Annotated in this window: 18 protein-coding genes and 2 pseudogenes; 8 read left to right on the top strand and 12 right to left on the bottom strand. The window is 70.4% G+C overall.

Going from position 1 to position 23,837, the window contains the following annotated elements:
- Window positions 1-6 precede the first annotated feature (6 nt).
- From ACIQBL_RS32645 to ACIQBL_RS32625, 5 genes are all read right to left on the bottom strand, one after another.
- Window positions 7-975, bottom strand: a complete 969-nt coding sequence (locus ACIQBL_RS32645; RefSeq protein ID WP_401948041.1) for an SCO2521 family protein — start codon at window positions 973-975, stop codon at window positions 7-9.
- A gap of 1 nt (window position 976) precedes the next feature.
- Window positions 977-1,960: an SCO2522 family protein gene (locus ACIQBL_RS32640; RefSeq protein ID WP_401948038.1), complete on the bottom strand. Its 984-nt coding sequence runs from the start codon at window positions 1,958-1,960 to the stop codon at window positions 977-979.
- Window positions 1,957-2,874: an SCO2523 family variant P-loop protein gene (locus ACIQBL_RS32635; RefSeq protein ID WP_401948036.1), complete on the bottom strand. Its 918-nt coding sequence runs from the start codon at window positions 2,872-2,874 to the stop codon at window positions 1,957-1,959. Before ACIQBL_RS32635 ends, ACIQBL_RS32640 begins: the two co-directional genes overlap by 4 nt.
- Before the next feature lie 3 nt (window positions 2,875-2,877).
- Entirely contained in the window at window positions 2,878-4,719 is a 1,842-nt protein-coding gene (locus tag ACIQBL_RS32630) for an SCO2524 family protein (protein WP_401948034.1), read from the bottom strand.
- 93 nt (window positions 4,720-4,812) lie between these two features.
- The gene (locus ACIQBL_RS32625) at window positions 4,813-5,577 is read right to left on the bottom strand and encodes an SCO2525 family SAM-dependent methyltransferase (protein ID WP_401948795.1); all 765 of its coding nucleotides are present in this window, start codon (window positions 5,575-5,577) and stop codon (window positions 4,813-4,815) included.
- 276 nt (window positions 5,578-5,853) lie between these two features.
- Between ACIQBL_RS32625 and ACIQBL_RS32620 the strand changes: the two genes are divergently transcribed.
- Window positions 5,854-6,381 (top strand): GNAT family N-acetyltransferase, encoded by a 528-nt coding sequence (locus ACIQBL_RS32620; protein WP_401948031.1) that lies wholly within the window; start codon window positions 5,854-5,856, stop codon window positions 6,379-6,381.
- Between the two features lie 57 nt (window positions 6,382-6,438).
- Here the strand turns inward: ACIQBL_RS32620 and ACIQBL_RS32615 are convergent, their stop codons facing one another.
- Window positions 6,439-7,200, bottom strand: coding sequence for an AraC family transcriptional regulator (locus ACIQBL_RS32615; protein WP_401948029.1), 762 nt, complete (start codon window positions 7,198-7,200; stop codon window positions 6,439-6,441).
- A gap of 55 nt (window positions 7,201-7,255) precedes the next feature.
- On the opposite strand from ACIQBL_RS32615, the gene ACIQBL_RS32610 reads away from it, so the two are divergent.
- A complete protein-coding gene (locus ACIQBL_RS32610; RefSeq protein ID WP_401948026.1) occupies window positions 7,256-7,828 on the top strand; it encodes a class I SAM-dependent methyltransferase in 573 nt (190 codons plus the stop codon).
- Here the strand turns inward: ACIQBL_RS32610 and ACIQBL_RS32605 are convergent.
- Together ACIQBL_RS32605 and ACIQBL_RS32600 are read right to left on the bottom strand one after the other, a co-directional pair.
- Window positions 7,802-8,098: pseudogene (locus ACIQBL_RS32605) on the bottom strand (protein phosphatase); the annotation flags it as partial. The gene ACIQBL_RS32610 and the pseudogene ACIQBL_RS32605 sit on opposite strands and share 27 nt — an antisense overlap.
- A pseudogene (locus ACIQBL_RS32600) lies at window positions 8,065-8,301 on the bottom strand (FadR/GntR family transcriptional regulator); the annotation flags it as partial. The pseudogenes ACIQBL_RS32605 and ACIQBL_RS32600, both read right to left, overlap by 34 nt.
- A 212-nt stretch (window positions 8,302-8,513) precedes the next feature.
- Here ACIQBL_RS32600 and ACIQBL_RS32595 point away from each other — a divergent pair.
- The 5 genes from ACIQBL_RS32595 (at window position 8,514) to ACIQBL_RS32575 (ending at window position 15,293) form a co-directional block, all read left to right on the top strand.
- Window positions 8,514-10,163, top strand: coding sequence for an ABC transporter substrate-binding protein (locus ACIQBL_RS32595; protein ID WP_401948024.1), 1,650 nt, complete (start codon window positions 8,514-8,516; stop codon window positions 10,161-10,163).
- Window positions 10,164-10,185: 22 nt separating this feature from the next.
- Window positions 10,186-11,145 (top strand): ABC transporter permease, encoded by a 960-nt coding sequence (locus tag ACIQBL_RS32590; RefSeq protein WP_401948021.1) that lies wholly within the window; start codon window positions 10,186-10,188, stop codon window positions 11,143-11,145.
- Entirely contained in the window at window positions 11,145-13,142 is a 1,998-nt protein-coding gene (locus ACIQBL_RS32585; protein WP_401948018.1) for a dipeptide/oligopeptide/nickel ABC transporter permease/ATP-binding protein, read from the top strand. The genes ACIQBL_RS32590 and ACIQBL_RS32585 overlap by 1 nt, the downstream gene beginning before the upstream one ends.
- Window positions 13,143-13,293: 151 nt before the next feature.
- Window positions 13,294-14,358, top strand: coding sequence for an oligopeptide/dipeptide ABC transporter ATP-binding protein (locus ACIQBL_RS32580; RefSeq protein ID WP_401948016.1), 1,065 nt, complete (start codon window positions 13,294-13,296; stop codon window positions 14,356-14,358).
- A complete protein-coding gene (locus ACIQBL_RS32575) occupies window positions 14,358-15,293 on the top strand; it encodes a dihydrodipicolinate synthase family protein (RefSeq protein WP_401948014.1) in 936 nt (311 codons plus the stop codon). The genes ACIQBL_RS32580 and ACIQBL_RS32575 overlap by 1 nt, the downstream gene beginning before the upstream one ends.
- Before the next feature lie 4 nt (window positions 15,294-15,297).
- On the opposite strand, the gene ACIQBL_RS32570 is transcribed toward ACIQBL_RS32575, so the two are convergent.
- The gene (locus ACIQBL_RS32570) at window positions 15,298-19,116 is read right to left on the bottom strand and encodes a helix-turn-helix domain-containing protein (protein ID WP_401948012.1); all 3,819 of its coding nucleotides are present in this window, start codon (window positions 19,114-19,116) and stop codon (window positions 15,298-15,300) included.
- Between the two features lie 278 nt (window positions 19,117-19,394).
- On the opposite strand from ACIQBL_RS32570, the gene ACIQBL_RS32565 reads away from it, so the two are divergent.
- Window positions 19,395-19,766: a hypothetical protein gene (locus ACIQBL_RS32565; protein ID WP_401948010.1), complete on the top strand. Its 372-nt coding sequence runs from the start codon at window positions 19,395-19,397 to the stop codon at window positions 19,764-19,766.
- A gap of 8 nt (window positions 19,767-19,774) precedes the next feature.
- Here ACIQBL_RS32565 and ACIQBL_RS32560 read toward each other — a convergent pair whose 3' ends face one another.
- The 3 genes from ACIQBL_RS32560 to leuA form a co-directional block, all read right to left on the bottom strand.
- Window positions 19,775-20,950 (bottom strand): exo-alpha-sialidase, encoded by a 1,176-nt coding sequence (locus tag ACIQBL_RS32560; RefSeq protein ID WP_401948007.1) that lies wholly within the window; start codon window positions 20,948-20,950, stop codon window positions 19,775-19,777.
- A 101-nt stretch (window positions 20,951-21,051) separates the two neighbouring features.
- Entirely contained in the window at window positions 21,052-21,756 is a 705-nt protein-coding gene (locus tag ACIQBL_RS32555; RefSeq protein ID WP_401948004.1) for a TerB family tellurite resistance protein, read from the bottom strand.
- Between the two features lie 199 nt (window positions 21,757-21,955).
- Window positions 21,956-23,704: a 2-isopropylmalate synthase gene (gene leuA, locus ACIQBL_RS32550; RefSeq protein WP_401948001.1), complete on the bottom strand. Its 1,749-nt coding sequence runs from the start codon at window positions 23,702-23,704 to the stop codon at window positions 21,956-21,958.
- Between the last annotated feature and the right edge of the window lie 133 nt (window positions 23,705-23,837).

Here is a 23,837-nt window from a genome sequence, read left to right as displayed (position 1 = left end):
GCCCCGTCAGCGCGTGCTCAGCGCCTGGTGCAGCAACGGAATGGCCTGTATGGCCAGTTGGTCCCGAATACGCTGGCGAAGGTTCTCCCATTGGCGGCTGAAGCCGGGTTCCCGCTCCAGTACGTCCCACAGGTGTCCCAGCGTGCGGTCCACGTGTGCGCGCGGCATCCACAGGTGCAGCAGGTGATCGACGGCCGGGCGCAGCGCCAGGACCGCCGCGGGGCCGTCCGCCGCGCCGAGCCGGCTGTTCTCCAGCATGTGCACCACCGTCGTCAAAAGCCAGTCGTGCAGCGCGAGGTCTTCGCACAGCCCCGCGACCGCGCCGGCCGGGATGGTCTCCGGCACCCTCAACTCGACGGTCCGCAGGCCGTCTTCCGCCAGTGTGAAGCGGTCCAGTGACGGCTCCTCGCCGTCGGGCGTCCGCCGGGCGGCCCAACGCAGGTGCGTGCGGCGGGACTTGAACGGCGCCTTGTGGTCGAGGAGCGGATGCCGCACCAACTGCGCCAGCAGGCCCTCGGAGATCATCCCCAGGTCCAGGTCGCCGCGCCCGCCGCCCCGCAACACACCGTCCGCGATGGCCTGTTGGGGCAGTTTCCCGAAGGGCTCGACCACCCCGGGCCGGACGAGGTAGTGCCCCCAGGGACGGCGCACGTCGGGGCCGCCCGCCGGTGCGCTGAAGTAGGCGGTGGACTGCAGGACCCGGCCCTCGGTGAGCGCGGCGCGGGCGATCACCGTACCGACGGCCCGGACCTTGGCGCCGTTCGACGTGGGCAGCCGGCAGTCCACGCCGGTCAGGACCTCGGGCGAGCGGGCGTAGAGGTTGGGCCGCTCGGAGACCTTGACGTGTTCGTCGGCGCGCAGCCTGAGCAGTTGGGCGGCGGCCCTGCCGTCCAGCGCCTGGAAGGACGGCAGCAGACAGGTGCGCACCTCGCCGCAGGCGAGCACCGACCGCGCGGACTGTCCGGGGGTCGTCATGTCACGTCCCGTCGGGCGACACGGGGTTGGCGGGCTCCTCGTAGAAGACGTACGTGGCGCGCTGCGCCACCGCCTCCGGTACGGCGACGCCTTCGGCCGCGGACCGCTTCGCGACCTGCTGGAGCGCCTCGGAGTCGACGTCCACCTGGTCGAGGATGAGCCGTACGGCGTCCTCGACGGCGAGGAAGCGGTTCGCCATCAGCGTGCAGGTGCGGTACGCGCTGAACGCGACCCGGGAGTCGTTGAGTTTGAGCAGCGGCGGCAGCCGGTCCCAGTCGCGCGGGAACTCCCCGTCGGTCCAGGCCCGCGGGACCAGCACCGGCTCGCCCAGGTGCCGTAGCAGACCCAGGCGGGCCAACTGCCATACGGCGGCCAGGAACGGGCAGGACCACAGGCGGCCCTTGTCCGTCTCGGACCACAACTCGACGTCCATGAACACCGAGTGGTTGCGGGCGGCGGTCTCCTGGGGCGGCTGCCAGGTGACGATCTCGGCGAGGGCGCTGCGGGTGGGGCTGGTGCGCTGGCCGTTGGCGAGCCAGCCGGTCTGGCTGACCGGCGGGCGCGAGCCGTGGCTGCCCGGCGGCGGCGACTCCACGAGGCGGTGCATGACGGACTCGGCCAGCTCGATCCGGTCGGCGACCGCGCACCCCGACTCGCGGGCGAGGTAGTCGATGACGATGCCGGCCCGCTCGGCCTCTTCGAGGACCAGCGGGATGAGTTCGGCGGGCGTGGAGAAGCGGCTGAAGTAGTCGTCGATCAGGAAGCAGGTGCTGATGCGGGGGCGTTTGCCGCCGGTGCGGCGGGCGGCGGAGGCGCGGGCCGCGTCCACCCAGATCCGCACCTCGGCGAAGTGCTCGCGCAGCCGCTCGGGGCCCGCCTCGAAGTCCTCCATGTAGAGGTGGCCCAACTCCAGCGAGAGATGGGCCAGCGGCACGGACTGGGTGCCCGGGTCCGCGGTCGTCTCCCGGAAGACGGCTTCCGTCATGCCTCCTCCCAGTACTTGTCGTCGGTGAGCCGCGCGGCCAGGTCGTTCAGCGCCTGCCAGGTCTCCATGGTGGCGATCTGGCTGTCCAACACGTCCTCGTCGGTGATGAGTTGCTCACGCCACTGCAGGACCGGCTCCAGCGGAACCGAGCCGAGCACCTGGCTGTACCCGATGCCGTGGTGCGAGGCGAGCTGCTTCAACTCGGTGTCGCACTGCTCCATCCACGCCGACTGGGTGGGCGTGGCCTGCGACCACAGCGCCGAGTCCGGATCAGGTACGGCGGCCCGTACGAAGCGGATGGCGCCGCGCAGTTCGTCCTCGTCGTGGCCGCGGGCGACGCCGTGGGCGAGGATGCCCCGCTTGCCGTACACGAGGCTCGCGGCGGCCTCCACGTGCTGGCGGGTCCAGCGGTGGAAGACCAGCCAGCGGGCCTGGACGCCGCTCATCGACCGCTGTGCGGTGGCCGCCAGCGCCATGTCGACGGCGTAGCTGCGGCCGGCGCTGAGGTCGACGACGATCAGGTCGAACTCGCCGTTGAGGCGCAGCAGAAGGTCCACGCAGCGGCGCAGGTTGTCCCCGGAGGTGGCGAACTCGCCGCCGCTGAGGTCGCCGGGCATGAGGATCAACCGGCCTGCTCCGGGCGGCTGGTTGCGCAGTACCCGGTGTTCGGTGTCGGCCCAGACGTCGATCCTGAGCGGTTCGCTGATCTCGCCTATGAGGTACGAGTGCAGGCCGCGGTCCTCGGCGGCCTGGCGGGCGTCGGGCACGTCGAAGACGGCGGAGGCGGTGGGCGAGCCGAAGTCGAAGTCCAGGTAGCAGACGTCGTCCCCGAGCAGCGCCCGCTGGTAGGCGAGGTTGGCGCTGGTCACGGAGCGGCCCGTGCCTCCCTTGTCGGAGGCGGCGAAGATCAGCACGGGTCACACTCCCTGGACCGCGGCGGCTTCGCGGGCCCGGGCGAGTGCGTCGAGCTGGCCTAACACGTCGAGTGTCAACGAGTAGGCGGTGCCCGGCTGTTCGTCCACCAGGGCGCGGGCGCGGCGCAACTTGACCTCGATTCCCCTCAGTTGCATGCCACGTTTTCCGTCGGAGTTGGGCGCGGGCGCCATCTGCTCGTTGCCCAGGAGGTGGGTGGACTCGCTGAGCAACGCCCTTGCCAGTTCGGTGAGTTCGAGGCTGCGGATCGGTGGCTGTGCGTACATGTTGTGGACCTGGACCATCACCTCGGTGACCCGCTCGGTGATGCTCCAGGACACCGGTCCCTCGGTGAGGGCGGTCTCCGGGTAGATGGCGTGCACGTTGTCCCACAGGCCGGCGCCCTCGCCGTCGCCCATCCGGCGCCGCCACACATGGCCGAAGATGTCCTCGGCCAGCCTGAGCAGCCGGTCGTGCGCGGAGAGGTTGCGGGAGAGCGTGCACAACTGGACGGTCCGCTTGAGGAGTTGGGCGGAGAAGTCGCTCATCGTCCAGTCCATCGGCGGGCCGATGGTGCCGCCGCCCTGGAGCGGCAGGGTGACGCCCGGGTTGTGCAGCTGGATCATGGGGTCGTCGCGCGTCATCCGGCTGGTGATACGGCCGCGTTCGGCGAGCCGCTCCATGACGCGGACGGTACGGGTCAGGTCGTCGTCGGTGGCCCGGCGGCGCATCAGGTCGTGCACGAGGATGGCGGCGACGGAGAGGGAGAAGTACTCGGACTCCAGCTTCTGTCCCGTCGTACGCCAGGGGATGTCCTCCAGGGGCCAGCGGTCGCGGTCGAAGCGGGCGATGCGCGACCAGTACTGCTGGGTGATCTCCCACCGCAGCCGCAACGCCTCGGCGAGCTTCTGCTGTTCGGTGTTGAGCAGGCCCAGGGTCAGGGTGCGGTCCGAGAACAGGTCCTGGATGCCGTCGAGCGCGACCACGGTGAAATAGAGGTACGGCACCGGGTTGGCGACGCCGGAGGGCTGCGGCCCGATGGCTTCCTCGGTCTCCACCTCGGGCGCGTCCCGCACCAGGCTCCAGGCCCAGCCGCACTCGAACAGCTGGCTCTCGTCCTTGAGCGCCTCCTGGACGTCGAGGCCGAGGATGAAGCTCTCGATGATCGCGGCGCGCAGCGGCCGGAACCGCCGCTGGAACTTCTCCAGGACCTGACGCGTCGACAGCTGCCGCTGGCCGAGGAGTTCGCAGAGCGTCTGGCCCTGGGAGGAGTCGGTGTCGTAGACGTTGACCGTGAACGAGCGCAGCAGGCTCACCATGGCGGCGGTGAGCCGGTTGCTGGTCGCGGTCTTCAGCTCTCTGATCGTCTCCTGCATGTCGCCGCGGCGGGTCTTCGACTCGTAGACCTTGAGGAAGCCGAGCAGCGCCAGGCAGAGCGTGATCGACATGGAGAACGAGTCGGTGACACCGAGTTGACGCTGTTCCTCGGTGAGGTCCTGCTCCTTGTCCCGGGACTGGAAGTAGTAACCGCCCGCGAACGTGGGCCTCTTGTCGTCGGTGTGGGTGCGCATGAACTCGGCGGCGGCCGTGACGAGGTTGGCCGGAATCTCCAGCCGCCCGCCCGCCCGCTTCAGCGTCTGCTGGACGTCGCTCAGGGTGGTGTCGGGGTCGTCCAGCCGGAACGACGGCAGCTCGGTCGCCGGATACAGCAGGCACAGCAGCCGCTCGGCATCGGCGACACTGCTCTCGCCGCCCCATTTGCCCCAGGCCCACTCACCGCCGTCGAACGAGTGACGGGCGACCGCCTGCCAGATGTCCAGCAGATGCTGCCGCGGCTTGATCTCCATTCCATGCCCCTCACACAGACCGCACTGCCCTCAGCCGAGGAATATCCCTCTTCTGTTGTGAAGATTATTCACCGATCGGCCCGATCGACCCGGTCAGCGGCTCGGAACGGGTCCGTCCGAATTCCCGCGCCAGCCATAGGAGAGGATCATTCCGGAATAGCCGTCCCGCAGCCCGGCCTCGCTTTTGAGCCGCTGCACCTTGAACTCGTCCGCGAATGGCTGAAGACTCTCCCGCACCTCGTTCTCCCCCACGTCGCACGCGGGGAAGAACTGCTCACCCGTGTGATAACCCTTGGAGTGTTCCATAAAAGCGGCGGCAAAGGGGGCCCCGGGGGCCAGGGCACGCATGAAACGCTCCACACCCAGGGTGAACTCCTGGTACGAGGAGGTCATCGACTCGGCGACGAAGAACATCGTCCCCACGGACCACCGGCCGCCGAACCGCTCAAGACCGAAGATGTTGCCCTGCTCGACCTTCACGACCTTGCGGAATCTCTCGCGGGGGTCGGCGTCGAAGGCTTCGTAGTCCTTGTTCCCGCACAGGGCGTCCCAGAACTGGTCCCAGTTCGCCGCGTACGAGTCGACCTGGCTCGCCAGATACGCCACGTTCGAGGACGAGCGCTCGAAGAGGGTGATCTCGTCGCACCACGGCAGCATGGACAGGGCGGGATAGAGATTGGCGCCGGCGCCCACATCGATGCCGTAAACCGGGCCGACGGCCTGGTTCCGGAAATGGCCCGCGAAATGATCCCGGACAATGGTCAGGATCTCCGCGTCCTCCGCCTGTAGGTCACGGTAGTTGTGATCTACATATGCGATCGAATCGAACGCGCTCCAGGCGACTTCCGCATTTTTCACCAGCCCACGATAGCAACATCGCAGGCGCGACGTACACCTCTCGTCAATTTCGTAGGCCAATCTACGTCAAGTCACAGCTGTCGCCGGGGCGCACGGGGGGCGCATCGTGGCGAATACAATCATGCGACCTGATTCGGCCTTGAACTGCCGGATTGCCCCACTCAAGATGGGTGGAACCCTGCTGAACCCACCAGAAAGGCAGGACGCACGCGTCTCGCCCGTACCACCCGTACGAGTCGTCAACGCGCACGTGACTTCCTACCCCCAGGAGGCAGTATGACGCCCTTTCCGGAGGAACGTTTCCCTTCTTTGGGGCGCCGCACTGACCAGGCATTCTTCGCCGACCGCGGCGAACGCCCGCTGACCCTGAGGGGCGTCACCGTGGCCGATCTGCCCGAGCTGCTCCGGGTGGACAGGGAGGCCTTCCCCGAGGAGCCGTACACACAGGTCGTTCTCAGACAGCTGGTCGACATCCACGGCGACCGCATCCTCGTCCTCGACGACGGCGAGGGCCTGCTCGGCTACGTCCTGTTCGTCAACACCTCGGACGGCTACGTGAGTTGGATCATGAGCCTCGCCGTCATCCCGTACCAGCAGGGCCGGGGTCTGGGCCGGCGCCTGATGGTCGAGGCGCTGCGGCGGCTGCGCACCGAGCACATCCACCAGGTCCGCCTGACGGTGGAACCGACGAACGCCACCGCGATCATGCTGTACCGCTCGCTCGGCTTCTCCTCGGAAGAAGGCGTGGAGAAGGACTACTTCGGGCCCGGGGAGGACCGGCTGGTCATGACCCTGGCGATGTGAGGGGAGACGGGGAGATGCGAGGGGGAGCGCGTCAGGGGTGACGAACGGATACCGCCGTCAGCGCGGGAAGTACTGCCTCGGTGTCACCCCGACCACCCGGTGGAACGCCGCCGTGAAGGAACTCGCCGAGGCGTATCCCACCCGCCGTGCCACGGACTCCACCGGCAGCCCCTCGGCGAGATACGGCAACGCGGCCTGCATCCGCAGCCGTTCCCGCCACTGTCCGAAGCCGAGGCCCGTCTCCGCGACGAAGAGCCGTGCCAACGTCCGCGCGCTGGCGCCGACTTGACCGCCCCAGTCGGCGAGCGGCCGGCTGTCCGCAGGGTGGGCCTTCAGCCCCGCCGCCACCGTCCGCGCCCGGGGATCACGCGGCTCGGGCGCGGACACGCTGGTCACCGGCACCGGACGCAGCTCGTCGAGGAGCACCGGCTCGGCGCGTGAACGGGCGTCCGGTGCCAGGTCCGTGCGGTCCAAGTGCACGACGAGGGCGTGCAGAAGAGGGGTGACCGCGACGACCGTGGGATCCCGCCAGTCGATGTGCGGGCAGCTCACCGGGTCGACGTACGCACCCCGCATGACGGCATCGCCCTCGGACTCCGTGGCGTGCGGGACGTGCGCGGGGATCCACAGGGCCAGCGACGGCGGCAGCAGCCACGTCCCGTGCTCGCTCCGGATCCGCAGCAACCCCTTTTCAGAACACAGGAGTTGGTGGTCGGGATGGCAGTGCGTGGCGAAGGCGGTGCCGCGCGGCATGACGAACTGGCCGACGAGGACGGCCGTGTCGAACCGGCGCTCCCGCTCCTGTCCGTTCCGCGACATGACACGGCAGCCTAGCCCGTGGCGGACACGCGCCCGCCCCGCCTAGCGTCGACGTATGCCGATGAACCGAGCCCACCGCAAGCTGTGCAGCTCAGCGGAATGGGCGCAGACCACGAAGGACCGCATCCTGCCCTGGGCCCTCGAACACGTGGACCTCGGCGCCGACGTACTGGAGATCGGCCCCGGCTACGGCGCCAACCTCCGCGTCCTCGTCGAGCGGGTCGAGCACCTCACCGCCGCCGAGATCGACGCCGACAGCGCCCGGCTGCTCCGGTCCCAGTGGGGCGACCGGGCGGACGTCCTGCACGCGGACGGGGCCGAACTGCCGTTGCCCGACGGGTCGTTCGACTCCGTCGTCTGTTTCACGATGCTGCACCACGTGCCCACGGCGGCCCACCAGGACCGGATCTTCGCCGAGGCGTACCGTGTGCTGCGCCCCGGCGGCACCTTCGCGGGCAGTGACAGCCAACCGAGCCTGCGCTTCCGGCTGTTGCACTTCCGGGACACCATGAACACCCTCGATCCGGCGACGCTCCCGAACCGGTTGGAGCGGGCCGGCTTCACGGACGTGGCGGTCGGCCTGCACCCGGAGAGCGGCGGCCTACGTTTCCGGGCGCGCCGCCCCTGAAGGCGCCCCGAACCGTCGTACGTACCGCCGCTGCCACGGCGTCTCCACCGCGTGCCGGTCGTAATGGGCGCGGACATAGGCGACCGCCTCCCCCGCCGGGACCCCGTCGAGGACCGCGAGGCAGGCGAGTGCCGTGCCGGTGCGGCCCCGGCCGCCGCCGCAGGCGATCTCGACGCGTTCGGTGAGCGAGCGGCTCCAGACCTCGGCGAGGACGGCATGCGCCTCGGCGCGGTCGGCGGGCAGCCGGAAGTCCGGCCGACGTAGGTGCCGTAGCCGTGTCTGATCTCCACGATGTCGAGGGCCTGGAGTGCTTTGAGGGCCTCGCGGACGGAGTTCCTGCTGATGCCGAGGTCGTCCATCAGCTCGGCCTCGGTGGGCAGGGGCGCACCGGGCTGGAGCCTGCGGTCGAGGATCAGCCGCACGACCTCGCGCTGTATCCGACTGTTCCTTGGCTCCCCGGACATGCGCCGCATCGTACACGCCCCAGAGGTCCCACATCCCATGTCTGGCCTCGGCCGGACCGGTGAAGGGGTCAACTTGCGCCATTCGCGCGCCTTTTCAAACCGCCATTGGTCCGACCTCTGACGGCTACGCCATTCGTGTGCGACGCCTTGACCGCCCTCACGGGCGCTCTTATGGTCGCGCTGACCGCAGGACGTAGGACGTCGTACCTCCTGGAGTAACCATGCGCGAAGACGTGACCTGGAGCGTGCCCGCGCTGCACCGCCGGGCGTTCCTGAAGTACTCCGGCGCGCTGGGCGCGGCGGCGGCGATCTCCTCGTCCCTGACGGCCTGTTCGTCGGGGCCGCAGTCGACGAACGACACCGGCGGCGGGGGCACCGGCAAGAACCGCACCCTGACCGCGGTGATCGGTTACGGCAACGACGGCAGCTGGGACCCGACGCAGACCGCGTCCGCGTTCGCCATGGCCGGCAACAACCACGTCTACGAGGGGCTGATCGACACCGACCCGATCACCCGCGCGCCCTACCCGGCGCTGGCGACGGCCGTGCCGAAGGACACGAACGGCACCTCGTGGAAGTTCACGCTGCGCGCGGGCGCCACGTTCCACGACGGGCAGCCGGTCACCGCCGACGACGTCGTCTTCGTCTACGACCGCATCCTCGACGCGAAGACGGCGACTCTCGCGCAGGGCTTCTTCGCCGGCTGGCTGAAGGAGGCGCGGAAGATCGACGCGCGGAACGTCGAGCTGGTCCTCAAGTTCCCCTTTCCGGAAGGGATTTCGCGGCTCACCCTCGCGAAGATCATGCCGAAGCACGTGTTCTCCAAGCCCGGCGCCTGGGACGACGCGATCAAGGGCAAGGCGGTCGGCTCGGGGCCGTACCGGCAGACCGCGCACCACCCGAAGTCCAACACCACCTTCGCCGCGTTCACCGCCTACAACGGCCCTCGCCCGCCCGCCTTCAAGACGATGAACTGGCTGACGATCGTCGACGCGGCTCCCCGGGTCGCCAGGATCTCCGGGTCGAGCGCGGGCGCGCAGATCGCCGACAACATCCCCTACGCCAACATCCAACGGCTGCGCAGCGGCGGGCTGTCGGTCGCGGGCGGCGCCGGGATGAACAACCTGTTCCTGATGTTCAACACCCAGCACAAGCCCTTCGACGACGTACGGGTGCGTCAGGCGCTCCACTACGCCATCGACACCGGCAAGATGGTCCAAGTCGCCCTGCGCGGGCACGGAAAGCCGTCCTCGTCGTTCCTCAACGAGGGCAACCCTGCCTACCGGCGCGCGAAGACGGTCTACGACTACGACCCCGACAAGGCGAAGGCGCTGCTGAAGGCCGCCGGGGTCAGCGGGCTCAAGGTCAACATCATCTCGGTGAACGTGAGTTGGATCGTCGACTGCCTGCCCACCATCAAGGCGTCCTGGGACGCGATCGGCGTCAGGACGACGCTGTCCCCGCAGGAGACCACGGCCGTCTTCACCAAGATGGACCAGAAGCAGGACTACCAGGTCGTCGCCGCCGCCTCGAACCCCAACCAGTTCGGCCTCGACGCCGACCTGATCATGCACTACAACTACGGCCCCCAGAACCTGTGGATGGGCTACGCCCGTTGGGCCGGGAACTCCGTCGCCAAGCAGCTCTTCAAGGACATGGACCGGGCGACGCGGGAGCCGGACGCGGCGAAGAAGAAGACGATGATCCAGGACTACATCGACATCGTCGCCGAACAGGCCGTGCTCTACCCGGTCGTCCACAACGAGCTGATGACCGCCTGGGACCCGAGGAAGCTGACGGGGATAAGGGCACAGCCCTACCCCGGCATAAACGTCCTCCAGGCCAAGTGGGTCCAGCCGTACAGGAGTTGACCAGTACAGGAGTTGTTGACCCATGGCCACCGTCGTCAGGATCCTGGCCCGGCGTGTCGTCCTGCTCGTGCCGCTGATGCTCGGCATCGTGCTGTTCGTGTTCGTGGTGATGCGCTTCTCGGACGTCGACCCGGCGTCCGCGTTCTTCCAGGGCGCCAACCCGACACCCCAGCAACTGCACGACTTCCGCGAGCGGAACGGCCTGCTGGATCCCCTCCCTCTCCGCTACGTCCGCTTCGTGGGCGCGCTCCTCCACGGCGACCTGGGCACCAGCGCGCTGACCCGGGCCCCGGTCGTCGACCAGGTCACCACCGCGCTGCCGCTCACCCTCCAACTCACCTTCCTGGGCCTGGGGATCGCGGTCGTGCTGTCACTGCTCGGCGGGGTGACGGCGGCCATCTACCGCGACCGGCTGCCCGACCAGATCATCCGGATCGTGTCGCTCACCGGGGTCGCGGCACCGGGCTTCTGGCTGGCGCTGCTGATGATCCAGTACCTGGCCGTCGACCAGGGCTGGTTCCCGACCGGCGGCTACATCAACCCGGCGGACTCCCTCACCGGCTGGCTCAAGACGATGGCACTCCCGGCGCTGGCCCTCTCGCTCCCGGTGGCGGCCCAACTCACGCGCATCGTCAGGACGTCGGTGGTCGAGGAGCTGGACAAGGACTACGTCCGGACCGCGATCGGCAGCGGACTGCCACCCAGGGTGGTGGTCGGCCGGAACGTGCTCCGCAACGCGCTGATGAACCCACTCACCGTGCTGGGCCTACGCGTTGGATACCTGCTCGGCGGAGCGGTCGTCATCGAGACCATCTTCTCCCTCCCCGGGATGGGCAAGTTGATGATCGACGCCGTGCAGAACGGCGACCCGGCCGTCGTCCAGGGCGTGGTGCTCACGACGGCGACCGGGTTCGTCGTCGTGAACCTCGTCATCGACATCCTCTATCTGCTGGTCAACCCGCGCCTGAGGGATGCTTCCTGATGTTCACTCAGTTTCCCCAGTTCTCCCGCAAGGGCCTCGCCGAGACCCTGTCCCGGCCCGGCATCCGGTTGCGCGGCCGGCGCCGGCTGCCGCTGCTGTCGAAGGTCGCGGTGTGCTTCCTGGCGGTCGTGGTGCTGGTGGCACTGTTCGCACCGATCCTCGCCCCGCACGACCCACTCGACCAGCGACTCCCCGTCGACGGCACCGGACACCCCTCCGCCGACCACTGGATGGGCCAGGACAGCCTGGGCCGGGACATCCTCAGCAGGCTGATGTACGGCGCCCGTTGGTCCCTCGCGATCGGCCTGGGCGCGACCGCGCTGGCCCTCGTCGTCGGCGCGCTGATCGGCGCGATCGCCGCGACCGCCCGCAAGCGCGTCGACGAGACGCTGATGCGCTGCCTGGACGTGGTGATGGCGTTCCCCGGCATCGCGCTGGCGGCCGTCCTGGTCGCGGTCTTCGGCGGCGGAATCACCGTACTGATCTGCGCGATCGCGTTCCTGTTCACCCCGCCGGTGGCAAGGGTCGTACGGGCCAACGTACTTGACCAGTACGGCGAGGACTACGTGACCGCCGAGCGGGTGATCGGCGCCCGCACCCCGCACATCGTGATCCGGCACGTGGCCGTCAACTGCGCCGCCCCGATCCTGGTGTTCTGCACGGTGCAGGTCGCCGAGGCGATCGTCTTCGAGGCGTCGCTGTCGTTCATCGGCGCGGGCGTACGCCCCCCGGACCCGTCGTGGGACAGTGTCATCGCGGACGGCAAGAACACGGTGCTGACCGGGGGTTGGTGGGCGACGGTCTTCCCCGGCCTGCTGATGCTGGTCACGGTCCTCTCGCTGAACATACTGTCCGAGGGAGTCTCGGACGCGTGGGCGGCCCCGGCCGCGCGCGAGGTGGACGTACGACACGACGAGGACCCGCTCGACGCCCCGCAACCGGGCACCGGCGAGGTCCTCCCGCTCCCCGGCCTGACGGAGGCGGCACTACGACTCCGGTCCCGCGCAAGGCCGTTGCCCGACCCCGACGGCCAACCGGTACTGGCGGTGGAGAACCTCGCCATCGGCTTCGAGGGCCGGCACCACGGCGTGGACATCGTCGACGGCATCAGCTTCGAGGTGCGGGCGGGTGAAGTCCTGGGCCTGGTGGGCGAGTCGGGCTGCGGCAAATCGCTGACGGCGCTCGCGGTGATGGGCCTGGAACCGAAGGGCGCGCGGGTGCGCGGCCAAGTCCGTTTCAACCAGCGGCAGTTGGTGGGCGAACCGATGCGCGTCCGCCGCAAGCTGCTGGGCCACGAGATGGCCATGGTCTACCAGGACGCCCTCTCGTCCCTGAACCCCGCGATGACGATCCACGCCCAGCTCAAGCAGGTGATACGGCGCGGAGGGCACCGCGGGGCAGGCGAGTTGCTGACGCTGGTCGGCCTCGACCCGGACCGCACCCTGCGCAGCTACCCGCACGAACTCTCCGGCGGCCAGCGGCAACGCGTGCTGATCGCCCTGGCGTTGTCCCGCGACCCGAAGCTGATCGTCGCCGACGAACCGACCACCGCCCTCGACGTCACCGTGCAGGCACAGGTCATAGAGCTACTGCTGCGGCTGCGCGAGGAGTTGGGCTTCGCTCTCGTCCTCGTCTCGCACGACCTCGCGCTGATCGCGGACGTCACCGACCGGGTGGTGGTGATGTACGGCGGGCAGATCGTGGAGACGGGCGTGACCGCCGACCTGGTGGAGTCACCGGCCCACCACTACACGCGCGGCCTGCTCGGCAGCGTCCTGTCCCTCGAATCGGCGGCCGAGCGGATGACCCAGATCAAGGGTGTCGTCCCCTCCCCCGCCGACTTCCCGGCCGGCTGCCGCTTCGCGGACCGCTGCCCGCCGGCGAGCGACCTCTGCCGTACGACGGCCCCCGGCCTGGTCGGGCCGCGCTCGCACATGGCGGCGTGCCACCATCCGGCGATCGACCTGGCGGCTACGGAGAGCGAGGCGGTCACGTGAGCGGGGTGGGTGTTGAGGGGGGCCGGGTGAGTGGTGCGGGTGGGGTGTGGAGCGGGTTGGGGGTGGGTGGTTCGGGTTGTGCGCGGAGTGCCGGTGGGTGGGGGCTGGTGGCGCAGTTCCCCGCGCCCCTGGAGGGTTGGGGGTGGGCGCTGTGACGAGTGCGGGAGGCGGCGGTGTTGAGCGGGAGGGTGGTCAAGTGGGCGGTGTGCTGGTCGAGTTGGCGGATGCGCATGTCGTGCACAAGGCGCGCGGCGGCGGCCTGTTCACCCGCGACCGGGTCTACGCCCTGACCGGTGCCGACCTCACCGTCGCGCCCGGCGAGACGGTCGGCGTGGTCGGTGAGTCCGGCTGCGGAAAGTCCACGCTGGCCAAGGTGTTGGTGGGCGTACAGCGGCCGACCTCCGGCACGGTGTCCCTCCGGGGCCGCGACCTGTGGTCGATGCCGGACGGCGAACGCCGGGCCGCCGTGGGCACCGGCATCGGCATGATCTTCCAGGACCCGTCGACCGCGCTGAACCGCCGCCTGACGATCCGCCAGATACTGCGGGACCCGCTGGACGTGCACGGTCGCGGCGACCGAAAGCAACGCGAAGAACGGGTAAGGGAGTTGATGTCCCTCGTAGGCCTCCCGCGCGCTCTGGCGGACGGCCTGCCGGGACAGCTCTCCGGCGGCCAACGCCAACGAGTGGCAATCGCACGGGCGTTGGCGCTGGACCCCGACCTGGTGGTGGCCGACGAACCGACCAGCGCGCTGGACGTGTCGGTCCGCGCCCAGATCCTCAACCTGTTGCTGGACCTGAAGGAACGGCTCGGCCTGGCCCTGGTGTTCGTGTCCCACGACATCCAGACCGTACGGCGGATGAGCGACCGCGTGATCACCATGTACCTGGGCCGGATCGTCGAGGAGACCCCGGCCGATCGGGTCACCGACCGGGCGAGGCACCCGTACACCCGGGCCCTGTTCTCGGCGACACCGGGCCTGCTCCACCCCATCGACCCCATCCCGCTGGTCGGACCGGTGCCGTCGGCGACGCGTCCGCCGAGCGGGTGCCCGTTCCGTACCCGCTGCTGGAAGGCGGACGAGGTGTGCGCTTCCGGCATGCCGGACTTTTCACCCGCGTCGACGCCGGAACATCGCTACCGCTGCCACCATCCTGTGGAGGAGGACCTGTCGACCCGCGACCTGGTTCGCCAAAGCCGCCCCCTGGAGCCTTGATGCCCTTCCCCGCCCCGCTGACCGGTGTCGTACCGCCCGTCTGCACGCCCCTGACACCGGACCGCGAGGTGGACGTCCGTTCACTGCTCAGGCTCGTCGACCATCTGGTGGGGGCCGGGGTGCACGGGCTGTTCCTGCTCGGCTCGACGTCGGAGGCGGCGTATCTGACGGACCGGCAGCGGAGGTGTGTCGTCGAGTCGGTGGTGGCTCATGCAGGGGGTCAACTCCCGGTGCTGGCAGGCGCGATCGACATGACCACGCCTCGCGTTCTGGACCATGTGGCTGCCGTGACGGACGCGGGTGCGGACGCGGTCGTGGTGACCGCGCCCTTCTACACGCGCACCCACCCCGCCGAGATCGCCCGCCACTACCGCCTGATCGCCGCCGCGTCACCCGTCCCCGTCGTCGCCTACGACCTCCCCGCCTCCGTCCACACCAAGCTGCCCTCCGACCTCGTCCTCGAACTCGCCGCCGAGGGCGTCCTCGCCGGGCTCAAGGACTCCAGCGGTGACCTGGGCGGCTTCCGTACAGTCGTGACCGGCGCGCGTGTCCATCCGGACATCACCGGGTTCAGCGTGCTCACCGGTTCCGAGCTGTTCGTCGACTCGGCGCTGGCGCTGGGCGCGGACGGGGCGGTGCCTGGTCTCGCGAACGTCGATCCGCACGGGTACGTCCGTCTCGACGCGCTGTGCCGGGCCGGGGACTGGGAGCGGGCGCGGGCCGAACAGGAGCGGCTGTGTGGGTTGTTCGGGCTGGTGGGTGTGGGGGACCCGGCGCGGATGGGGGGCAGTTCGTCCGCGCTGGGGGCGTTCAAGGCGGCGCTCCAGCTCCGCGGGGTCATCGACTGCGCGGCCACCGCCGAGCCGCAGATCCCGCTGTCGGAGGAGGAAGTGGGGCAGGTCGGGAAGTTCCTCGCGGCGGCCGGGCTGTTGTGAGCGGTCAGGGGCAGGGCGGACGGTAGGGCAGGTTTCCCACGTAGCGGCGCCACTGGGCGGTGCTGAGGGCGTGCCCGGTGACGGCGCAGATGTGGCCTACGGCGCGATCGGCGTCCAGGGTCCACAGGCGCACGCTGCCGTCCTGGGCGCCGGTGGCGAGCGTGCCGCCGTCGGGCGCGAACGCCAGGGTGCTCACGGAGGCAGTGTGCCCGACGAGGGGGTCTCCCAGGGCGGTGGGCCGGGCGGGGTCGGTGGTGTCCCACAGCTTGACCAACCCGTCCTCGGTGCCGACGGCGAGTCTGCGGCCGTCTAGGCTCATCGCCACTCCGGCGACGGAGCCGTCGGCGTCGAGGGCGGGGCCGAGCCAGTGCGGCCGGGCCGGGTGTGCGGTGTCGAGGAGCCGGACCGTTCCGTCCTCGTCGCCGATGACGAGCGTGCGCCCTCGGGAGTCGAACACGGCTTCGTCACCGGGGAGTTCACGTCCGCGGCGCACCGGACGGGCAGGATCGCTCGTGTCCCACAGGCCGATGTTCCCGTCACCTTCGACAACGGCAAGCAGGCGGCCGTCGGAGCTGATCGCGGCGACCGTGACACCGGCGTTCTTGCCCAGCACGGCGTTCCCGCCCACCCTGACCGGCCGGGCAGGGTCGGCGATGTCCCAGCTGCGGATGTGGACCCCGTCGTCCTCGGGGACGGCACCCCAAATGCCGTCACTCCCGCCGTCTGTCTTCGCCTTGATGTAGCCGCCCCGGGCACCCAGCGCGTCGTAGGTGACCACGGTGTGTGCGTCCGGGCCGAAGGACAGGGCATAGACGGTGTGTTCGCTCGCTGTCACGGGCAGGTGGCCCAGCCGGCGGGGCCGCGCGGGGTGGGTGAGGTCCCACAGGCGTACTCCGCCGTCGGGGGCGACCACCGCGAGGAGGTGGCCGTACGGCGCGAACACCGCGATCGTGCCCGGGAGGGTGCCGAGAGAGCTCACGTCGCCGGGGTCGGTGGCGTCCCACAGCCGTACCCGCTGCTCGTCCGGACAGGCCGTGGCCGCCGTGCGGCCGTCCGGGGCGAACGAGGCCGTGGCAACGGTTCCACAGCCGAGGAGGACGGTCGGCGGCAGGCTCCAGATCCGCAGGGTTTCGCCGTCCGCGATCAGGGACCGCCCGTCGGGGGCGAAGGCCAGGGCGATCCCGTTGCCGGTCCGCTGGCCCAACGGCCCGCCCAGACGCTGGGGTTGGTCGGTCGTGACGAGGTTCCACAGCTGGATGGCGTTCTCCCCGGCCACGGCCAGGAGCCGGCCGTCGGGGCTGTAGGCCACCGCGGCGACGGACGTGTCGTCGGGCGAGTTCAGCGAGTAACCGGGGGTCGGGCGGGCCGGGTTGCGGGTGTCCCACACCTCGACCTGTCCGGGCACGCCACCGTTGGTGACGAGGTACCGCCCGTCCGGGCTGAAGACGAGCATGGTGCCCTGGTCGGTCTCGGGGTGGAGCACGCCCAGCCGGACCGGGTGCGAGGGCCGGGCGATGTTCCACAGGCGGACCGTGCCGCTGTCGCCGTCGGCGGTGGCCAGCACCGCCCGGTGCGGGCTGAACGCCGGTATCTCACCGGGCAGTTCACGCACCAGCAGCCTGGGGTGCGCGGTGTCGCGCACGTCCCACAGCGAGGTCTTCCTGGTGCCGGCGGCGAGCAGGTGCCCGTCGGGGCCGAAGGCCAGCGTGCCGGTGTTCTCGTCGCCGGGCAGCTGGAGGGCACCGAGCCGGACGGGACGGTCGGGCCGGGCAATGTTCCACAGCCGGACCATCGAGGTGTCGTCCTCCAGGGCCAGCACCTTCCCGTCCGGGCTCAGGGCCGCCTGCTGGCCCCGCAGCGCCCGCCCGATCCGCTTCGGCTGTGTGAACCGGGTCGTGTCCCAGAGCCGGACCAGGCCGTCGTCCCCGGCCAGGACCAGCCTGCCGCGGTGTGCGTCGTAGGACACCCTGCCGTTGTTGGTGGCGTACCCGCCCATCCCCAACGACCGGCTCTGATCGGACAGTTCGGCGAACAGAGTGGCGTTCGCCGCGCTCACCAAGCTCGTGTACGTCTGTGTCGACCGCCGCATCCGGTACGACGCGATGTCGAGCTGTGCCGCGAGTGACACGTCCTCCGTCTGGGAGGGGGCGTCCGTCCCGCGCAACCGCTCCGCCTCGGCGGTGATCTGCCGGGACACCGCCGCGGTGCGTTCGGAACGTGCCGTCGCCCGCTGCTCCAGCGCGACACCCGCGGCGGCGCAGGCCACCAGCAGCAGGGCGGTGAGACCCGCGACGAGGGAGCGCAGGCGGCGAGTGGTGCGGGCGGCGAGGTGCTGCTCGCGGTCGCGGGCGGCGAGGCTCTCGGTGAGGAACTCCGCCTCGGTGGGCGTGAGTTCGGCCCTGCGTCCGTCTCCGGCGAACGCCTCTTCCGCGGCGGCCAGCCGGGTACCCCGGTACAGGGCGCCCGGGTCCTGGCCCAGCCCGGTCCAGGCGGTCGCCGCCTCGGTCAGCCGTCGGTGCGCCCGCAGTCGTTCCCGGTCGGCGTCGACCCAGGCGCGCAGCCGGGGCCAGCCGGTGATGAGGGCCTCGTGGGCGAGGTCGACGGTGTCCTGGTCGAGGGTGAGGAGCCGGGCCCGGACGAGGCGTTCGAGGACGACCGTGCCGTCGTCGCCGAGTTCGGCGCGGGGTACGGGCCGGCGGGTGTCCTGGGTGCCGTCGCCGGGGGTGATCAGCCGCAGCAGGACGCGTCGCGCCGACTCGGCCTGGGCGGAGGTGAGTTCGGCGAGGACGTTCTCGGCGGTGCGGGCGACCGCGCCGTGCAGGCCGCCGCTGGCGTCGTACGCCGCCGCGGTGAGCGCCCGGCCTTTGCGGCGGCGCCAGGTCTCCAGCAGTGCGTGGGACATCAGCGGCAGTCCGCCGGGTTCTCCGGTGACCTCCCGCACGATCCGGGCGGTCAGGGCCTGTTCGACGATCAGCCCGTCGGCCGTCGCCGGCTTCACGATCGCCTCGCGCAGTTCGGCGGGGTCCATCGGCCCCACCAGCAGACCGGCGGTGGTCAACGCCCGTGCCAGGGCGTGGTGTTCGGCGCAGCGGCCGTAGAAGTCGGCCCGTACCGCGAGGACCACCCGGAGCCGGGCCCCGGGCCGCAGGGCGGTCAGGACCAGGTCGATGAACGCCTGCCGCTCGGCCGGGTCGGCGCACAGGGTGAAGACCTCCTCGAACTGGTCGATCACCACGACGGTGTCGCCGGGGGCGTCCTTCGCCTCGAAGAGGCCCGCGTGGGTGCGGGCGGGACGCGGGCCCGGGGTGAGGATGCGCAGGGCGGCGGGGCGGGCCTCGGACCCGGTGCGCAGGGCGGGGATCAGCCCGGCGCGCAGCAAGGAGGACTTGCCGCTGCCGGAGGGGCCGAACACCGCGCTGAGGCGGCACCGGCGCACCAGGCCGAGGGCCTCGGCGACCAGCCGGTCCCGCCCGAAGAACCGCTCGCTGTCCGCCGGTTCGAACCGGGCCAGCCCCTGGTACGGCGCGTCGCTGTCGTCGCCGTCGGCCGCCGCCTCGGCGGCTTCCTCCTCCGCCGTGCGCAGGCGCCGTTCCCAGTCGGCCCCGTCGCCACCGCACGCGGCCACATAGGCCAGCAGCACCGGGAGCGACGGCAGTTGCTCGCCGGCGGCGGCCCGGGACAGGGTCGAGACCGAGTACCCGGTGCCGCGCGCCATGGTCCGGTACGTGATGCCGCCCGCCTCCCGGCGCAGCTTGCGCAACTCGAACGCGAACCGCTGCACCGGTCCCCGGCCCGGATCGAGTGGTGCTTCCTGGCGCCCCATCAGGTTCCCCCGTCACCCGACGCTTGATCGACGCCCGCCAACCTAGGCACCCCGCCGGTCGGGGGGCAACCCGCTTCTCGGCCCAACTCGCGGCGTCTGACCTGGGGTTCGGTTTTTGTTTCATGCGGCGAGGGGGACCTGCGCAACAACGGAACGGCCGCGAAGACTCGGTACGGGTCGAGGCGAACAAGCCACGGGAACAGGCTCGTTCACCCCGACCGCGACCGAACTCCCGTCCCCGGCCCAGGCGGCCGGGGCGCCCGACCGAAAGGACCACCATGTCGGCCAAGACCGCCCGCAAGCGGGCCCTGCTCAGTACCGCCGCCGTGATCATGGGCGTCGGCCTCGCCGCCGGCGCGGCACCCGCGGAGGCCCACACCGCGTACACCCGGCCGCCGACGGCCGTCGCCGTCGCGGACTCGGCCGCTTCGGCGTCCGTGCACGCTGCCGCGAGGTGCTCGAAGTGGATCGACTACAACTACGGCCGTGGCCGGGCCCACGCCAAGTGCCCCGGCTACATCGTGCACGTCAACGTCAAGTGCGCCAACGGCAAGTGGTACAGCAGCAAGCCGTACTGGCGTTACGGCTACAACAAGGGCGAGTGCCCGAAGGGCGTCGGTGCCGTCGGTATGACCACCAGGCTCCGCTGAGCCGGTCCTCACGGCGTCACCCGGCGGAACTCGATCGTCTCGTACGGTCCCGTCGCTCCGGTCTCGTACAGCACTCCGACCGTGTCCCGGTCGACCTGTACCAGATCGGAGTAGGCGGCCCGCCGCTGCGACAACGTGAGCATCTTCGTGAAGGTCGCCCCATCGTCCGCGCTGCGCCAGATCGCCATGGCCTGCCGGACGGTGGGGCCGGACGGTGCCGAGAAGAGCAACGGCGCCTGCTCTCCCTGTAGTTGGAGGACGCTGCCCTCGACCACCGGGACGTCGTCGAGCGTGTGCTGGACGGCGTACGGGCGGTCGAGGCTCGTCCCGCCGTCGCTGGAGTACGTGTCCAGCCGGTTGCCCGCGCTCGTGCCGACCTGGTCCCGTGAGTTGAAGTACAGCCTGCCGTCGGGGAGTTCGGCGGCGGTGGACTCGTTCGCGTTGCTCACGCCGTCGTAGGTGGAGTCCACGAACCCCACCCGCCACGTATCGCCCCCGTCGTCGCTGTACAGATCATGCCCGCCGTAGTACTTGGCCTCCTGCCCGGTGTCACCCGACCCCGCGTCCGGCGCGGCGGAGTGGTTGGCGGGGATCACCAGCCGCCCCGCGTGCACGCCCCGCGTGAGGGCGACCGCGTGCCCCGGCCCCGTCGCGTACCAGCGCCAGCCTGGCAGCTTCACCTCGTTCGTGATGTCCCGGGGAGCCGTGAAGTTCCGGCCGTCGTCCCAGCTGCGCTGTACGAACACCCGGCGGCTCTGTTCCGGCGTGACCTCGCCCCGCATGATCTGGCCCTCGGTGACGGCGCCGCTGTTGTAGGAGGTGACGAGCACGATCGCGCCGGTGCGGGGGTCGACGACGGGGGCCGGGTTGCCCCGGGTGTCCCCGTCGCCGGCGGCCACCACGGACAGGGGACCCCAGGTGCAGCCGCCGTCGGTGGACCGTCGTAGGACGACGTCGATGTTGCCGGTGTCGCCCGCGCTGTTGTGCCGCCCCTCGGCGAAGGCGAGGACGGTGCCGTGGTCGGTGGTGACGGTCGCCGGGATGCGGTAGGTGTCGTAGCCGCCGTCTCCGGAGACGTAGGGCACGGAGGACGCGCAGCCGGAGCGGGCGGAGGCGTGCCCGGCGACGGTGAACGGGGCGATCAGTACGGCGGTGACGAGAAGCGTGCGGCTCAGGATGGTCATCGCTCTCCCTCACGGGCTCTCGGAGACCTGTCCGTCACATGCTCTCCGGAGTCACCACCCGTGACGCGCGTACCACCGTCCTCCTAGGCCGTGCGGGTGTTCTACGACGGCGTGCGCGCCGCCGCCAGCAGCCGTGTCACGTCGTCCGAGCAGATGGTGAGGGCCGCGCCCACGGTCGCGAGGGCGTCGCGTTCCGCCGGGGTGTACGGGCCGTCGGCGAGGGCGATGCGGGCGCCCTGGAGCAGGATCGATTCGCGGCCTGCGGGGGCGAGGTGCGGAGCGAGCGGGTCGAGGGCCTCGTGCAGCTCTATGGCGAGGCCGGCGCCGCTGGATTCGCCGAAGACGCGGCCGGTGTCGGCCGCCAGGGCCTCGACGAGGGCGCCCAGCTGGTCCTCCGTGCAGTCCTGGAAGCCGGCGGCGCGCACGGTGCCCGCGGCGGCCTCCAGGGACGTACGGGCGCAGGTGCCGCCGGCGGCGAGGACCGCGAGGGCGACCGTGTGCACGGCGTCGCGGAGCATCGCGGAGAAACGGCTCGTGGTGGGGTGGTCGAGGACGTCGGTGCCGTAGTGACCCTGGCAGGCGGCGCACTCGACGACCGGTCCCGTGTCGCCGCGCGGCAGCACCGGCATGCCGAGCAGGGTGAAGCGGCGGCGCCCGGTGAGCCGCTGGTAGTTGCGGTCGCCTCCGCAGCCGGGGCAGAAGAACTCGCCGTCCCCGACGCTGGTCCACGCGGTACGGATGCCCAGGACGCGCGCCGCACGGCCCTCATGGACAACTCGGCCGTCCCGTCCCCGTTCTGGCAGCACGTCGCACCTCCGTAACGCCGCGGCAACATCGCCGCGCTGGCGTGATGTTAGCCACATTGAGGAGCTGGAGTCAGTACCTTGGACGAGACCTTCTCGTGACCTGCACAGCGAATGGCCGATACACGACGGGTGTCCCGCGCCCCAAAGGGGCGCGGGGAACTGCGCGACCAGCCACGACGGCGCCGCAGCCGATCACGGCTCACCCGGCGGAGCGCCCCGCGCGGTTGACGGCGGAGACGACCGCCTTCAGTGAGGCACGTGTCGTATTCGCGTCGATCCCGATTCCCCACAGAACCTTGTCGCCGATCGCGCACTCGATGTACGAGGCGGCCTGCGCGGAGGCGCCCTCGCTCATCGTGTGCTCCTGGTAGTCCAGGAGCCGTACGTCGATGCCGACGGACCCCAGGGCGTCGAAGAACGCGGAGATCGGGCCGTTGCCGGAGCCGGTCAGGACGGTGTCGACGCCGTCGACGGTGGCCTCCACCTTGAGCGTGTCCACGCCGTCGGTGTCGGTGGTCGACTGGCCGGTCTTGACCTGGATACGGCCCCAGGCGTTGTCCGGGTTCGGCAGGTACTCGTCCTCGAAGGTCGCCCAGATCTCCTTCGGGGTGACCTCGCCGCCCTCGGCGTCCGTCTTGGCCTGGATCAGCTTCGAGAACTCGATCTGCATCCGGCGCGGCAGGTCCAGCTTGTGGTCGTTCTTCAGGACGTACGCGATTCCGCCCTTGCCCGACTGCGAGTTGACCCGGATGACGGCCTCGTAGGAGCGGCCGACGTCCTTCGGGTCGATCGGCAGGTAGGGCACCGCCCACTCGATGTCGTCGACGGTGACGCCCTTGGCCTTCGCGTCGGCCTCCATCGCGTCGAAGCCCTTCTTGATGGCGTCCTGGTGGGAGCCGGAGAAGGACGTGTAGACCAGGTCGCCCACGTACGGGTGGCGCGGGTGGACCTCCATCTGGTTGCAGTACTCCCACGTACGACGGATCTCGTCGATGTTCGAGAAGTCGATCTGCGGGTCGACGCCCTGGGAGAAGAGATTCATTCCCAGCGTGACCAGGTCTACGTTGCCGGTGCGCTCGCCCTGGCCGAACAGGCAGCCCTCGACGCGGTCGGCGCCGGCCATCAGCGCCAGCTCGGCGGCGGCGACGGCCGTACCGCGGTCGTTGTGCGGGTGGATCGACAGCACCACGTGCTCGCGGCGGGACAGGTGGCGGCCCATCCACTCGAAGCGGTCCGCGTGGGTCGAGGGGGTCGAACGCTCCACCGTGGCGGGCAGGTTGAGGATGATCTCGCGGCCCGGGCCGGGCTGCCAGACGTCCATGACCGCCTCGCAGACCTCCAGCGCGAAGTCCAGTTCGGTGTCGGTGAAGATCTCGGGGCTGTACTGGTAGCCGAACTCCGTCTCCGGGCCCAGCAGCTTCTCGGCGTACTCCATCACCAGGCGGGTGCCGTCGACGGCGATCTGCTTGATGTCGTCCTTGGAGCCGCGGAAGACCACGCGGCGGAAGACGGGCGCGGTCGCGTTGTACAGGTGCAGCGTGGCGCGCTTGGCGCCCTTCAGGGACTCCACGGTCCGCTCGATCAGGTCCTCGCGGGCCTGGGTCAGCACGGAGATCGTGACGTCGTCCGGGATCGCGCCCTCTTCCTCGACGATCGAGCGCACGAAGTCGAAGTCGGTCTGGCCGGAGGCAGGGAAGCCGACCTCGATCTCCTTGTAGCCCATCTTGACCAGCAGGTCGAACATCGCGCGCTTGCGCGCCGGTGACATGGGGTCGATCAGGGCCTGGTTGCCGTCCCGCAGGTCCGTGGAGAGCCAGCGGGGGGCGACGGTGATCCGCTGCTGGGGCCAGGTGCGGTCGGGGATGTCGACCTGCTCGTACTGGCCGTACTTGTGGATCGGCATGGAACTGGGCTGCTGGCGATTGGCGCGGCGGTGGCTGGTTGCCATGATGCGTGGGCTCCTCGTGGTGTCCTGAAGGACGGCCGACGGCGCAACGCCAGACTCCGCGGGGAGGGGGTCGGCCTCGACTACAGGCCCTCGCCGCGGCAGCTAAGGAGAAGCAGCCCGATACGCATGATGC

This window comes from Streptomyces sp. NPDC088350, from assembly GCF_044753545.1.
Classification (GTDB): Bacteria; Actinomycetota; Actinomycetes; order Streptomycetales; family Streptomycetaceae; genus Streptomyces.
This window is presented reverse-complemented; position numbering and strand designations above follow the sequence as displayed.